At 60.1% G+C, this 14524-nt stretch carries 11 protein-coding genes and 1 tRNA gene; 9 read left to right on the forward strand and 3 right to left on the reverse strand.

Annotation, left to right across the window (positions count from 1 at the left end):
- Positions 1-44 precede the first annotated feature (44 nt).
- Entirely contained in the window at positions 45-563 is a 519-nt protein-coding gene (gene folK, locus U367_RS0118960; RefSeq protein WP_028618169.1) for a 2-amino-4-hydroxy-6-hydroxymethyldihydropteridine diphosphokinase, read from the reverse strand.
- Positions 554-907 (reverse strand): dihydroneopterin aldolase, encoded by a 354-nt coding sequence (gene folB / locus U367_RS0118965; protein WP_015886183.1) that lies wholly within the window; start codon positions 905-907, stop codon positions 554-556. Before folB ends, folK begins: the two co-directional genes overlap by 10 nt.
- 74 nt (positions 908-981) lie before the next feature.
- Between folB and plsY the strand changes: the two genes are divergently transcribed.
- Positions 982-1551, forward strand: coding sequence for a glycerol-3-phosphate 1-O-acyltransferase PlsY (plsY, locus tag U367_RS0118970; RefSeq protein ID WP_010206988.1), 570 nt, complete (start codon positions 982-984; stop codon positions 1549-1551).
- 33 nt (positions 1552-1584) lie between these two features.
- Here plsY and tsaD read toward each other — a convergent pair whose 3' ends face one another.
- Entirely contained in the window at positions 1585-2610 is a 1026-nt protein-coding gene (gene tsaD, locus U367_RS0118975) for a tRNA (adenosine(37)-N6)-threonylcarbamoyltransferase complex transferase subunit TsaD (protein ID WP_028618170.1), read from the reverse strand.
- 202 nt (positions 2611-2812) lie between these two features.
- Here tsaD and rpsU point away from each other — a divergent pair, with 202 nt between their 5' ends.
- From rpsU to U367_RS0119015, 8 genes are all read left to right on the forward strand, one after another.
- Positions 2813-3028 carry a 30S ribosomal protein S21 gene (rpsU, locus tag U367_RS1000000131040; RefSeq protein ID WP_002551877.1) on the forward strand — a complete coding sequence of 72 codons (216 nt, stop codon included), beginning with the start codon at positions 2813-2815 and terminating at the stop codon, positions 3026-3028.
- 447 nt (positions 3029-3475) lie between these two features.
- The gene (gene dnaG / locus U367_RS0118985) at positions 3476-5449 is read left to right on the forward strand and encodes a DNA primase (protein WP_028618172.1); all 1974 of its coding nucleotides are present in this window, start codon (positions 3476-3478) and stop codon (positions 5447-5449) included.
- Between the two features lie 67 nt (positions 5450-5516).
- Positions 5517-7367 (forward strand): RNA polymerase sigma factor RpoD, encoded by a 1851-nt coding sequence (rpoD, locus tag U367_RS0118990; RefSeq protein WP_028618173.1) that lies wholly within the window; start codon positions 5517-5519, stop codon positions 7365-7367.
- A 121-nt stretch (positions 7368-7488) separates the two neighbouring features.
- Positions 7489-11232, forward strand: coding sequence for a bifunctional diguanylate cyclase/phosphodiesterase (locus tag U367_RS0118995; RefSeq protein ID WP_028618174.1), 3744 nt, complete (start codon positions 7489-7491; stop codon positions 11230-11232).
- 15 nt (positions 11233-11247) lie between these two features.
- A tRNA-Ile gene (locus tag U367_RS0119000) sits at positions 11248-11324 on the forward strand.
- 87 nt (positions 11325-11411) lie between these two features.
- Positions 11412-11858, forward strand: coding sequence for an Lrp/AsnC family transcriptional regulator (locus U367_RS0119005; RefSeq protein ID WP_028618175.1), 447 nt, complete (start codon positions 11412-11414; stop codon positions 11856-11858).
- A gap of 145 nt (positions 11859-12003) precedes the next feature.
- A complete protein-coding gene (locus U367_RS0119010) occupies positions 12004-13707 on the forward strand; it encodes a flavin monoamine oxidase family protein (protein ID WP_028618176.1) in 1704 nt (567 codons plus the stop codon).
- 10 nt (positions 13708-13717) lie between these two features.
- Positions 13718-14512, forward strand: a complete 795-nt coding sequence (locus U367_RS0119015; protein ID WP_028618177.1) for a carbon-nitrogen hydrolase family protein — start codon at positions 13718-13720, stop codon at positions 14510-14512.
- The last annotated feature ends 12 nt before the right edge of the window (positions 14513-14524 follow it).

Here is a 14524-nt window from a genome sequence, read left to right on the forward strand (position 1 = left end):
CGGCGATAGCGAGCTCAGGAACGCCATCGCCGGCAAGCTAGCTCCTACAGGAGAATGTTCGGCGTGAGTTGCTGGCCCTGCCATTCAAATGCGACAGGCGCCAGCACCTGGTCAATCTGCGCCTCGCGCCACAACTCGGCCAACGTCTTGCCCGCCTCAGGGTGCACTCGCTCAGGCGCCATCAACGACAGCGGCCACAGCACAAAGGCGTTCTTGAGGATTTCTACACGCGGCAGGATCAATCCATCGAAGTTACCCACCAGATCGCCGTACAACAGCACATCGATATCCAGCGGCAGGCCCTTGCGATCCGGCGCGTAGCGACCGTTGTCGGCCTCGATGAATTTCAACCGCCTGTCCAGCTCCATCAGCGGCAGGTCGGTGTAGGCCGACACCACCAGATTAAAGAACGGCCCGCTCTTGATGCCCACCGGCTGGCTTTCAAACACCGCTGAACAGCGCACATCCGTCAAAAAACTCGCCAGCGCATCCAGGCCAGCGCGGAGGTGAGACTCGCGCTCGATATTGCTGCCTAGACCTAGGTAAACCTGAGTTAGCGGCATCCGCGCTCGATCTCCACGCCCACACCCTTGGCAGCCGGAACGGCGCCTGGCTTGGTCAACTTGAGGTGCAACCAGGGAATCTGAAATTCACTCATCAGTACTTCGGCCAACCGTTCGGCAAAGGTTTCCACCAATTGGTACTGGGATTGTTCGGCAAAGGCCTGGATACGCGCGGATACACTGGCGTAATCCAGCGCCAACGTCAGGTCATCACCGGCCGCAGCCGGGCGGTTATCCCAGGCGAAGCTCAGGTCCAGGCGCAAGCATTGACGGATTCCGCGCTCCCAGTCGTAGGCCCCGATCACGGTGTCGACTTCCAGGCCTTCGATAAACACTCTGTCCAAGCACTCTTCTCCGCAGCACGACAAGGGCGCGATGCCCCGTTAGAATCAGGGCGTCCTCGCCCGGAATAGTTAGCATGTTTTGGTCACTGGCGATTTTCGCCTACCTGCTCGGCTCGCTGTCCTTCGCCATTTTGCTCAGCCGCCTGACGGGAAATCCCGACCCGCGAATGAGTGGCTCAGGCAATGCCGGCGCCACCAATATGTTGCGCCTGGCCGGCAAGAAACTCGCCGTACTGACGCTGCTGGGCGACCTCTGCAAGGGCCTGTTGCCCGTGCTGATCGCCAGCCTCGCCGGCCTGACCCTGCAACAGCAGGCCTGGATCGGCGTATGCGCGGTCCTCGGCCACCTGTTTCCCCTGTACTTCCGCTTTCGCGGCGGCAAAGGCGTCGCCACGGCAGCCGGCATGTTGCTCGGGATCTACCCGCCGGCGGCGTTGCTGGCCGTACTCGCCTGGCTGCTGACGTTCTACCTGACCCGCACCAGCTCGCTCGCCGCGTTGATCGCCACCCCGCTCACCCTGCCGCTACTGGCCTGGCAAGAACCGGCGGCACTGCTGCCAATGAGCGTGCTGACACTGCTGATCGTCTGGCGCCACCGGGGCAATTTACGCGACCTGTTTGCCGGGCGCGAACGGCATTTTTAAATACCGTCGATGAGCCCGGCCCACCTTGCAGCCTTACAACGGCGACAACTGCTCCATCGGCCAGCGCGCCTGCACGCTGATTGCCAGGCTTTCATGCTGACCAGCCTGCAGGCGCTGGCAACCGGCATAGGCGATCATCGCGCCGTTGTCGGTGCAGAACTCGGGGCGCGCGTAGAACACGTCGCCCTTCATGTCGCCGAGCATTTTTTCCAGCGAAGTGCGCAAGGCCTTGTTGGCGCTGACGCCGCCTGCGATCACCAGCCGCTTCATGCCTGCCTGTTTCAAGGCGCGCTTGCACTTGATGGTCAAAGTCTCCACCACGGCCTGCTGGAACGCCAGAGCGATGTCGCAACGGGCTTGCTCGCTGTCGTCTCCGGCGCTGACGCTTTGCTGCCAGGTGTTCAGCGCAGAGGTTTTTAAACCGCTGAAGCTGAACATTAGGCCCGGGCGATCGCACATCGGCCGCGGGAAGGTGTAGCGACCGGCAACACCTTTTTCGGCGAGGCGGGCGATTTCCGGACCACCGGGATAATTGAGGCCCATCATCTTCGCGGTCTTGTCGAAGGCTTCGCCGGCAGCGTCGTCCAAGGATTCACCCAAAAGGGTGTATTGGCCGATTCCGTCCACCTGAACCAACTGCGTATGGCCGCCGGAAACCAACAATGCGACGAACGGGAACTCTGGCGGTGTTTTTTCCAGCATCGGTGCCAGTAAATGGCCTTCCATATGATGCACGCCGAGGGCCGGAATGCCCCAGGCAAACGCCAGCGCCTGGGCGCAAGAGGCCCCAACCAGCAGGGCTCCGACCAATCCGGGGCCTGCGGTGTAGGCGATGGCGTCGATCTCGGTCGGCACGCAGCCGGCCTCATCCAGCACTTGGCGGATCAGGGGCAGCATGCGCTTGACGTGATCACGGCTGGCCAGCTCCGGCACCACGCCACCATAGGCACGGTGCAGGTCGATCTGACTGAACAGTGCATCGGCCAAGAGCCCGCGTTCACTGTCGTAAAGTGCGACACCGGTTTCGTCGCAGGAGGTTTCAAGTCCCAGTACTAGCATGGGTTTGCGCCTTGTAGAGGCTGAATTCGAAGGCGCGCATAATAGTCGCCACTCCCCCTCCCGACTAGCGGTTTTCGATCAGAGGCTTTGCATTCCGGGCAATGAGGGGTTAACATCCGCAACCCTTAAAAACCGACGACCTCAGCCGCGAATTTTTTGCGACGAGAACGTTGATCCCGGTAATGAAAGAAGGTAGCTCTGGATGCCAGCCGTCAAAGTTAAAGAGAACGAACCCTTCGACGTAGCTCTGCGTCGTTTCAAGCGCTCCTGCGAAAAAGCCGGTGTACTGGCTGAAGTTCGTAGCCGCGAATTTTACGAGAAGCCAACTTCTGAGCGTAAGCGTAAGGCAGCAGCCGCTGTTAAGCGTCACGCCAAGAAAGTTCAGCGCGAACAGCGCCGCGCCGTTCGTCTGTACTAATACACAGACGTTCGTAGCAAGCTTCTGCCAAGCCCGGCCCTCAGCCGGGCTAATGGCATTTGCGGATATCGCTTGATGCTTCACTGTTGACGCCGCACATGCGACCGATACAACTGCTTCACACGTCAGGACTGGCTCTTTTGCCAGCGGTGCACGTCTCTTCTGACGAGCCTATCAAGGCTACTGACGAGCACACTTATTTTCTTCAAACAGGCGATCAACTGTATCGACTGTGCCCGACGACGAGCTTCCGAGGCCGCCATTGGCCAAGACCGGATGCCGGGGCAACATTTCCATGCCAAAAACCTGATTGAAACTAACGTCAGTGAATGAACGGCAGATACACTTCCTGAATGCCCAAGCAGACAACTGATGAACGAGCCACGCACTGCGTGCGCTTGAGCAATCATTGGGCCCTCATTGACACGCAGTGATGACGAGAACGCCATGGCCGGGCTGATTCCCCAGAGCTTTATTGACGACCTTCTGAACCGCACCGACATCGTCGATGTTGTCAGCTCGCGCGTGCAACTGAAAAAAGCCGGCAAAAACTACACCGCCTGCTGCCCGTTCCACAAAGAGAAAACCCCGTCATTCAGCGTCAGCCCCGACAAGCAGTTCTATTACTGCTTCGGCTGCGGCGCAGGCGGCAACGCCCTGGGTTTTCTCATGGACCACGACAACCTGGATTTCCCCCAGGCTATCGAGGACCTGGCAAAAGCCGCGGGCATGGAAGTCCCTCGGGAAGAAAGCGGGCGGCCGCACAAGCCGCGCCAACCTACTGATTCGCCGCTTTACCCGCTACTGACGGCCGCTGCCGACTTTTACCGTCAGGCGCTTAAAAGCCATCCGCAGCGCAAGGCCGCCGTCGACTATTTGAAAGGTCGCGGCCTCACCGGGGAAATCGCCCGGGACTTCGGCCTGGGGTTCGCCCCGCCCGGCTGGGACAACCTGTACAAGCACTTGAGCAGCGACACCCTCCAGCAAAAAGCCATGATCGACGCCGGCCTGCTGGTGGAAAACGCCGAGACCGGCAAACGTTATGACCGCTTTCGCGACCGGGTGATGTTCCCGATCCGCGACAGCCGGGGCCGCATCATCGCCTTTGGTGGCCGAGTATTGGGGGACGACAAACCCAAGTACCTGAACTCCCCGGAAACTCCGGTATTCCATAAGGGACAGGAGCTCTACGGGCTGTTCGAGGCGCGCAAGAACAACCGCAACCTCGATGAGATCATCGTGGTTGAAGGCTATATGGACGTGATCGCGCTCGCCCAACAAGGCCTGCGCAATGCCGTCGCCACGCTGGGCACCGCGACCAGCGAAGAACACATGAAGCGCCTGTTTCGCGTGGTACCCAGCGTGCTGTTCTGCTTCGACGGCGACCAGGCCGGCCGCAACGCCGCCTGGCGCGCACTCGAGGCCACGCTGTCGAGCCTGCAGGACGGACGTCGCGCACGCTTCCTGTTCCTGCCCGAAGGCGAAGACCCGGATACCCTGGTCCGCTCCGAAGGCACTGACGCCTTCCGCGCGCGCATCAACCAGCATGCACAACCGCTGGCCGACTACTTCTTCCAGCAACTGACCGAAGAAGCCGACCCGCGCTCCCTCGAAGGCAAGGCCCACATGGCCACCCTCGCGGCGCCGCTGATAGACAAGGTTCCCGGCGCCAACCTGAAATCACTGATGCGCATGCGCCTGCAGGAAATCACCGGGTTAAGCGGCGAAGCCGTCAGCCAACTGGTGCACAACGCGCCGCATGACGCACCGCCGCCGACCTACGACCCAGGCATGGATTACGACGCCATGCCGGACTATTCCGACTTCCATCAACCGCAGGAGGCCTACGCGCCCCAGCAGGAATGGACACCGAAAAAGTCTGGCAGCGACGGCAAGAAATGGGAAAAGAAACCCTGGAGCAAGAATGGCAAGCGCGGTGACCGTGACGAGGCTTATGCCCCGCGAACGCCTGTCGCCGTAGAAGCGCCAACGCTCATTGCCCTGCGTACGCTCATCCATCACCCGCAACTGGCGGAAAAGGTCGAGAGTGCTGATCATTTTGCCAATGCGAGCAACACTTACGCCCAAGTATTGATCGCCTTGATCGAGGCGGTACAGAAAAATCCTAAGCTAAACTCAATCCAGTTGATGGCGCGCTGGCACGGCACCGAACAGGGCCGACTATTGAAAGCCCTCGCGGAAAAGGAGTGGCTAATTGACGGCGATAACCTTGAACAACAGTTTTTAGACACCATTACTAGGTTATCCGCGGGTCAGCACACGCAGACCCTCGATGACCTGATCAAGAAAGCAAGGCAGCCGGATTTATCGGCTGAAGAGAAGATTCAGATAGCAAAACAGATGCGCGACCTCTTAAAACAGAACGTTTGCGCATCAAACCCGACCTCAACTGGCGCGTGAGGTCATAGCTCAGGTATAATCCTCGGCTTGTTTTTTGCCCGCCAAGACCTTCAGTGGATAGGGTGTTATGTCCGGAAAAGCGCAACAGCAGTCTCGTATCAAAGAGTTGATCGTTCTCGGTCGTGAGCAGGGTTACCTGACTTACGCGGAGGTCAACGACCACCTGCCTGAGGATATTTCAGATCCAGAGCAGGTGGAAGACATCATCCGCATGATTAACGACATGGGGATCAACGTATTCGAAGCTGCGCCAGATAAGGATTCCCTTATGCTGGCGGACGCCGATACCGACGAGGCTGCCGCTGAAGAAGCGGCCGCCGCGCTGGCTGCTGTGGAGACCGATATCGGTCGTACCACCGACCCTGTGCGCATGTATATGCGTGAAATGGGTACCGTCGAGCTGCTGACACGCGAAGGCGAAATCGAAATCGCCAAGCGTATCGAAGAGGGCATCCGTGAAGTGATGGGCGCAATCGCGCACTTCCCTGGCACGGTTGACCATATTCTCTCCGAGTACACCCGCGTTACCACCGAAGGTGGCCGCCTGTCCGACGTGCTGAGTGGCTACATCGACCCGGACGACGGCATTGCGCCGCCTGCCGCCGAAGTGCCGCCACCAGTCGATGCCAAGGCTGCGAAAGCGGACGACGACTCCGAAGACGACGACGCTGAAGCCAGCGGCGACGACGAAGATGAAGTTGAAAGCGGTCCAGACCCAATCGTCGCTGCCCAGCGTTTCGGTGCGGTTTCCGATCAAATGGAAATCACCCGCAAAGCCCTGAAAAAGCACGGTCGCGCCAACAAGCAGGCAATCGCCGAGCTGCTGGCCCTGGCTGAGCTGTTCATGCCGATCAAGCTGGTGCCGAAGCAATTCGAAGGCCTGGTTGAGCGGGTTCGCAGCGCCCTGGAGCGTCTGCGTGCACAAGAGCGTGCGATCATGCAGCTCTGTGTCCGTGACGCGCGCATGCCGCGTGCCGACTTCCTGCGTCAGTTCCCGAGCAACGAAGTAGATGAAAGCTGGACCGACGCACTGGCCAAGGGCAAGGCGAAATACGCCGAAGCCATTGGTCGCCTGCAGCCGGACATCATCCGTTGCCAGCAAAAGCTGCAAGCATTGGAGACCGAAACCGGTCTGACGATTGCCGAGATCAAGGACATCAACCGTCGCATGTCGATCGGTGAGGCCAAGGCCCGCCGCGCGAAGAAAGAGATGGTTGAAGCGAACTTGCGTCTGGTGATCTCCATCGCCAAGAAGTACACCAACCGTGGCCTGCAATTCCTCGACCTGATCCAGGAAGGCAACATCGGCTTGATGAAGGCTGTGGACAAGTTCGAATACCGTCGTGGTTACAAGTTCTCGACTTATGCCACCTGGTGGATCCGTCAGGCGATCACTCGCTCGATCGCCGACCAGGCCCGCACCATCCGTATTCCGGTGCACATGATCGAGACGATCAACAAGCTCAACCGTATTTCCCGGCAGATGTTGCAGGAAATGGGTCGCGAACCGACCCCGGAAGAGCTGGGCGAACGCATGGAAATGCCTGAGGATAAAATCCGCAAGGTATTGAAGATCGCTAAAGAGCCGATCTCCATGGAAACCCCGATTGGTGATGACGAAGACTCCCACCTGGGTGACTTCATCGAAGACTCGACCATGCAGTCGCCAATCGATGTCGCCACCGTTGAGAGCCTGAAAGAAGCGACTCGCGACGTACTGTCCGGCCTCACTGCCCGTGAAGCCAAGGTACTGCGCATGCGTTTCGGCATCGACATGAATACCGACCACACCCTTGAGGAAGTCGGTAAGCAGTTTGACGTGACCCGTGAGCGGATCCGTCAGATCGAAGCCAAGGCGCTGCGCAAGTTGCGCCACCCGACGCGAAGCGAGCATCTGCGCTCCTTCCTCGACGAGTGATACCAGAACCCCCGGCCCAGGCCGGGGGTTTTGTTTTGTATCGATAAAACCTTGCGCAACACCCCTCCCCCGCAATGCCCGTCTACACTCGAAACATTCCCCGTGCCATAACGAGACCGTTATGCCCAGATTGCCGGCTGTGTTTTTGCTGTGGCTGCTGACCTGGACCGCAACGGCTGGCGCGTTGACTCTTAGCGATGATGAGCGTGACTGGCTGGCGGACCATCAGGAGTTGCGCCTCGGGGTGGATGCGTCATGGCCACCCTTTGAATACCGTGACGAAAGTGGCCGCTACCAAGGCTTGGCGGCAGATTATGTGCGCCTGATCCAGGATCGCCTTGGCGTGCGCGTCAAGTTGATTGAGCCTGCAAACTGGAGTGCGGTCCTGGAGCAGGCCCGCAACAACCAACTCGACCTGCTGCCGGGCATCATGTCCACACCGGAACGCCAGGGCTATATGGCGTTCACCCGGCCTTATCTGGACTTCCCCATCGTTATCCTGGCCCATGAGGGCGGCGCCAAACCGCGCACCCTGAAAGACCTCTACGGCTTGAAGATTGCCGTGGTGGAAAACTACGCCCCCCATGAGCTGCTGCGCACCCATCACCCCGATCTCAACCTGGTGGCCATGCCAAATGTCAGCTCGACGTTGCAAGCCCTGGCCACCGATGAAGTAGATGCAGTGGTCGGCGATCTCGCCTCCAGTGTCTGGAGCCTGCGCCAACTCAAGCTCGATGGCTTGTACGTCAGCGGCGAAACGCCCTACCGCTACCAATTGGCAATGGGTGTACCGCGCGATAACAAAATGCTGGTGGGCATCCTGGACAAGGTGCTCGCCGACCTCAGCCCGCAAGAAACCGATGCCATCCAGCAGCATTGGGTCGGCAGCTTTACCGATCACCGCACCTTCTGGACCGACCTGCTGCTTTACGGCCTGCCTGCCGTGCTGTTGCTGAGCACCGTGTTGGCCGTGGTGATTCGGATCAACCGTCGTCTCAGTTCGGAAATTTCGCGCCGTGTCGCCCTCGAACAGGAGCTGCGCAGCAGCGAGTACCACTATCGCGGTTTAGTGGAGAGCCTGTCCGCCATCGCCTGGGAAGCCAATGTCACCGATTTCACCTACAGCTACGTGTCGCCCCACGCCGAAGAATTACTGGGCTATCCGCGCGCCCATTGGCTGATCCCGGGGTTCTGGCGCAACATCATTCACCCCGCCGACCTGACCCGCGCCGAAGCCTACTGCTATCGCGAAACCCGCGCCAACCGTGACCACAGCATTGATTACCGAGTGATCACTGCTGACGGCCGTTGCTTGTGGGTGCGCGACATTGTCAGCCTGATCGAACATGGTCATGAGCCGGTTCTGCGCGGCTTGATGATCGATATCAGTGAGGCTAAGCGCACTGAAGAGGCGTTGCAGCTGTCCGAGCAGAAATTCGCCTCGGTGTTCCAGCAATGCCCGGACATGCTGGTGATTGCACGACTGTCTGATGGCTGCCTGCTGGAAGTGAACAAGGCATTCGAAGACCAGATTGGCCTGAAGGCCGAACAGGTCGTTGGTAAAACCGCCACCGAGTTGAATATCTGGGGCATCAAGGGCGTCGGTCCCGACCTGCTGCAACGGGTGCAGACCACTAGCATCCGCAACCTGGAAATGCCCTTTCTGCGCAGCAATGGTCAGGCGTTCACCGGGCTGATCTCCGCCGAGCCGTTCCAACTCGACACCACAGAGGCCATCGTTGTGGTGGTGCGCGACATCACCCAACTCAAGGAAACCCAGCAACAACTGCAAACCTCCGAAGAGAAATTCGCCAAGGCCTTCCACGCCTCCCCCGACGGCTTGCTGCTGAGCCGGCAGCGCGATGGGTTGTTGATTGAAGTGAACGACGGTTTCAGCCGGATCACCGGCTTCACCAGCGCCACCTCTCTCGACCAATCCACCCTGGACCTGGGCATCTGGGTCGACCTCAACGAACGCAAACACATGCTGGAGATGATGCAGCGCGATGGTTTTGTGCGTGACTTCATCTGCCATATACGCCGCAGCGATGGGCAGATCCGCTTGTGCGAGCTGTCCAGCCGCCCGCTACCGATTGGCGATGAAGACTGCATGCTGACCATCGCGCGGGACATCACCGAGCGCCAGCTGATGCAGGAAAAACTGCAACAAGCCGCCACGGTGTTCGAGAGCACCGCCGAAGGCGTGTTGATCACTGACACCCGGCAAAACATCAGCGCCGTCAACCGTGCCTTCACCGAGATCACCGGCTATAGCGAGGCCGAAGCCCTCGGCCACACCCCGCGCCTGCTTGCCTCCGGCCTGCATGACAGCGCCTTCTACGCCTCCATGTGGCACCAGTTGACCGCCCAGGGACACTGGCAAGGCGAGATCTCCAACCGCCGCAAGAACGGCGAGGTGTACCCAAGCTGGTTGACGATCAGTGCCGTGCGCAACCGCCACCAGTTGATCACGCACTTCGTCGCGGTGTTTGCCGACATCTCCAGCCTCAAGCTGGCTCAAGCCCGCCTCGACTACCAGGCGCATCACGACCCGTTGACCGGCCTGCCCAACCGCACGCTATTCGAAAGCCGACTGCAAGCGGCCCTCAACGGGCACCAAGAAACGGGCAAACAAGGCGCCGTGCTGTTTCTCGACCTGGACCGCTTCAAACACATCAACGACAGCCTCGGCCATCCGATCGGCGACTTGCTACTCAAAGACATCGCCGTGCGCCTCAAGGAACAACTGCGCGACATCGACACCGTAGCCCGCCTGGGCGGTGACGAATTCATCATCCTGCTCCCCGGCCTGCAGCACGCCAGCGACGCCCAGTACCTGGCCAATAAACTGCTGGCCTGCTTCACACCCCCATTCCAGGCCGGTGAGCACGAGTTTTTTATCAGTGCCAGCATCGGCACCAGCCTCTACCCCGAGGACGGCACCGATGTCGCCACCCTGGTCAAGAACGCCGACGCAGCGATGTATCGCTCAAAGGCCAAGGGCCGTAACCGGGTCGAAAGCTATACCCGCGACCTGACTGCCCAGGCCAACGAACGCGTGGCACTGGAGCACGAACTGCGCCGCGCCATCGAGCGCGATGAGCTGAGCCTCTACTACCAACCCAAGCTGAGCCTGATGACCCACGAACTGATCGGCGCCGAAGCCCTGATACGCTGGCGCCACCCCACCTTTGGCGACGTGCCCCCCGAACACTTCATCGCCCTGGCCGAAGAAAACGGCATGATCCTGCAGATTGGCGACTGGGTGCTGGAACAAGCCTGCCGGCAAATACACGCCTGGCAAGGCCACTTCGACGATTTCGGCCCGCTGTCGGTCAACCTGGCCGGCGCGCAATTACGTCACCCCGGCTTATTGGGCCGCATCAAACAGCTGCTGCATGACTACCAGCTCGACCCCGGTCGCCTGCAACTGGAGATCACCGAAAACTTCATCATGAGCCAGGCCGAAGAAGCGCTGGAGGTGTTGCACCAGCTCAAAGAACTCGGCGTACAGCTTGCCATTGACGACTTTGGCACCGGCTATTCATCCCTCAGCTACCTCAAGCGCCTGCCCCTGGACTTCCTCAAGATCGACCAATCCTTCGTCCGCGGCCTGCCCGACGACCCCCACGACGCCGCCATCGTCCGCGCCATCATCGCCCTGGGCCACAGCATGCAATTCACCATCATCGCCGAAGGCGTGGAGAATCCCGCACAGCAAGCTTTCCTGGCCGCTGAAGGCTGCGAACAGATGCAAGGCTACATCGTCAGCCTGCCGCTACCGCCGGAGCTTTTTGCTGCTACGTTTCTTCGTATGCGCATTGAGGATTATTCGGATGGCACAGCGGGGAAACCATCGTTATAATCCGCGACCTACTGAGGGCCTATAGCTCAGTTGGTCAGAGCAGAGGACTCATAATCCTTTGGTCCACGGTTCAAGTCCGTGTGGGCCCACCAAACAAGAAAGCCGCGCATTGCGCGGCTTTCGTGTGTCTGGAAGGCTGTAATATGCTTCCCGCCCCCGCCCATACTCTGGAGCCCCCCTTGCCCGCCCTAGATGAAATCGACCGCCAACTGATCGCCGCCCTGCAGCTCAACGCCCGCGAAAGCGTGGCCATGCTCGCCCGGCAGTTGGGCATCGCGCGCACTACCGTGACGTCGCGCCTCGCGCGCCTGGAGAAAACCCAGGTAATTACCGGTTATGGCGTGCGTCTCGGGCAGCGTGTGGTCGAGGGTGGTTTGCAGGCGTATGTCGGCATCACCGTGCAGGCGCGCTCGGGCAAGGAAGTGCTGCGCCGACTCAGTGCGATGGCGCAAGTGCAACAATTGTGCGCGGTGAGTGGCGAGTTCGATTACGTCGCATGGCTGCGCACCGATTCGCCGGAACAGTTGGACCAATTGCTCGATCAGATCGGCAGCGTCGACGGCGTGGAGAAAACCACCACTTCGATCATCCTCAGTAACAAATTGGATCGCGGACAACCAATCTGATCACCGATCTCGTCACTCTGACTAAAAACAAAGCAATTTGACGACACTTTGCGTCTTATTAACGAACGCTACGCTCTCTAAACTGGCTGCCATCTTTTCCTATACTCAGCGGGTCACGCCCGCCTAGTCGCCAGTAAGGTCAGCCATGAGCATTCCGTCCAGCACCCTCAGCAAGACCAATCGCCACCCCGCCGACGGTAAGAAGCCCATCACCATCTTTGGCCCGGACTTCCCGTTCGCCTTCGATGACTGGATTGAACACCCGGCCGGCCTGGGTAGTATTCCTGCGGCCAACCACGGTGCCGAAGTGGCGATCGTCGGCGCCGGGATCGCGGGCCTGGTGGCCGCCTACGAGCTGATGAAGCTCGGCCTCAAGCCGGTGGTGTACGAAGCCTCGAAAATGGGCGGACGCCTGCGTTCCCAAGCCTTCGAAGGTGCCGAAGGCATCATTGCCGAGCTGGGTGGCATGCGCTTTCCAGTGTCGTCCACCGCGTTCTACCACTACGTGGACAAGCTCGGACTGGAAACCAAACCCTTCCCCAACCCACTGACCCCGGCGTCCGGCAGCACGGTCATCGACCTTGAAGGCCAGACCCACTACGCGCAAAAACTCTCTGACTTGCCGGTGCTGTTCCAGGAAGTGGCCGACGCCTGGGCCGATGCTCTGGAAGCCGGCTCGCAGTTCGGTGATATCCAGCAAGCCATCCGCGACCGTGACGTGCCGCGCCTCAAGGAGCTGTGGAACAAGCTCGTGCCGCTGTGGGATGACCGCACCTTCTACGATTTCGTCGCCACCTCCAAGGCATTTGCCAAATTGTCCTTCCATCACCGCGAAGTGTTTGGCCAGGTCGGTTTCGGCACTGGCGGCTGGGACTCGGACTTCCCCAACTCCATGCTGGAAATCTTCCGTGTGGTGATGACCAACTGCGATGACCACCAACATCTGGTGGTCGGCGGCGTGGCTCAGGTGCCGATGGGTATCTGGCGTCATGTGCCGGAGCGCTGCGCCCACTGGCCGGCCGGCACCAGCCTGAGTTCGCTGCATCGCGGTGCGCCAAGAGCCGGGGTGAAGCGCATCGCCCATGCCGCCGATGGCCGTTTCGCCGTCACCGACAACTATGGCGACACACGCGAATACGCCGCGGTACTGACCACCTGCCAAAGCTGGCTGCTGACCACCCAGATCGAATGCGACGAAACCCTGTTCTCGCAAAAGATGTGGATGGCCCTGGACCGCACGCGCTACATGCAATCGTCGAAAACCTTCGTGATGGTCGACCGGCCGTTCTGGAAAGACAAAGACCCGGAGACCGGTCGCGACCTGATGAGCATGACCCTCACCGACCGCCTGACCCGTGGCACCTACCTGTTCGATAACGGCGACGACAAGCCGGGGGTGATCTGCTTGTCGTACTCGTGGATGAGCGACGCGCTGAAAATGCTGCCGCAGCCCATCGATAAGCGTGTGAAGCTGGCCCTCGACGCCCTCAAAAAGATCTACCCGAAAGTCGATATCAAGGCGCGCATCATCGGCGACCCGATCACCGTGTCATGGGAAGCCGACCCGCATTTCCTCGGGGCCTTCAAGGGCGCGCTGCCCGGCCACTATCGCTACAACCAGCGCATGTATGCGCACTTTATGCAGAAGGACATGCCCGCCGAACAACGTGGGATTTTCATTGCCGGTGATGATGTGTCCTGGACCCCAGCCTGGGTCGAAGGCGCGGTGCAGACCTCGCTGAACGCGGTGTGGGGCATCATGACCCACTTCGGTGGCAGCACTCACCCGGAGAACCCAGGGCCGGGTGACGTATTCGATGAAATCGGGCCGATCGCCCTGGCCGATTAAGGAGTTGAACATGCGTGTCGCCCTGTACCAATGCCCACCGCTGCCTTTAGATGTGGCCGGCAACCTCAAGCGCCTGCATCAACTGGCGCATGAGGCGTCCGGCGCCGATGTGCTGGTGCTGCCGGAGATGTTCCTGAGCGGCTACAACATCGGCGCCGAAGCCGTTGGCGCCTTGGCCGAGGCACAGGACGGGCCGTCAGCGCAGGCGATTGGCGAACTGGCCAAAGGCGCCGGGCTGGCGATTCTGTACGGCTACCCGGAACGGGCCGAGGATGGCCAGATCTACAACGCCGTGCAGTTGATCGACGCCCACGGCCAGCGTGTGTGCAACTACCGTAAGACGCACCTGTTTGGTGATCTGGACCATTCGATGTTCAGCGCCGGCGACGATGATTTCCCACTGGTGGAGCTCAACGGCTGGAAGCTGGGTTTCCTGATCTGTTACGACCTGGAGTTCCCGGAAAACACCCGGCGCCTGGCCCTGGCCGGTGCCGAGCTGATCCTGGTGCCCACCGCCAACATGGTGCCATTTGACTTTGTCGCCGACGTCACCGTGCGGGCACGGGCCTTTGAAAACCAATGTTATGTGGCCTACGCCAACTATTGCGGGCACGAAGGCGAGATCCAGTACTGCGGGCAAAGCAGCATCGCCGCGCCGAATGGCCAGCGCATTGCCCAGGCGGGCCTGGATGAAGCCTTGATCGTCGGGGAGCTGGATCGTCAGTCGATCCTGGATGCCCGTGCCGCCAATCACTACTTGCAGGACCGTCGCCCCGAGCTGTATGGCGCGCTGCACAAGCCCTGATCCAGCCGGTTT

This window comes from Pseudomonas canadensis (genome assembly GCF_000503215.1).
In the GTDB taxonomy this organism is placed as follows: Bacteria; Pseudomonadota; Gammaproteobacteria; order Pseudomonadales; family Pseudomonadaceae; genus Aquipseudomonas; species Aquipseudomonas canadensis.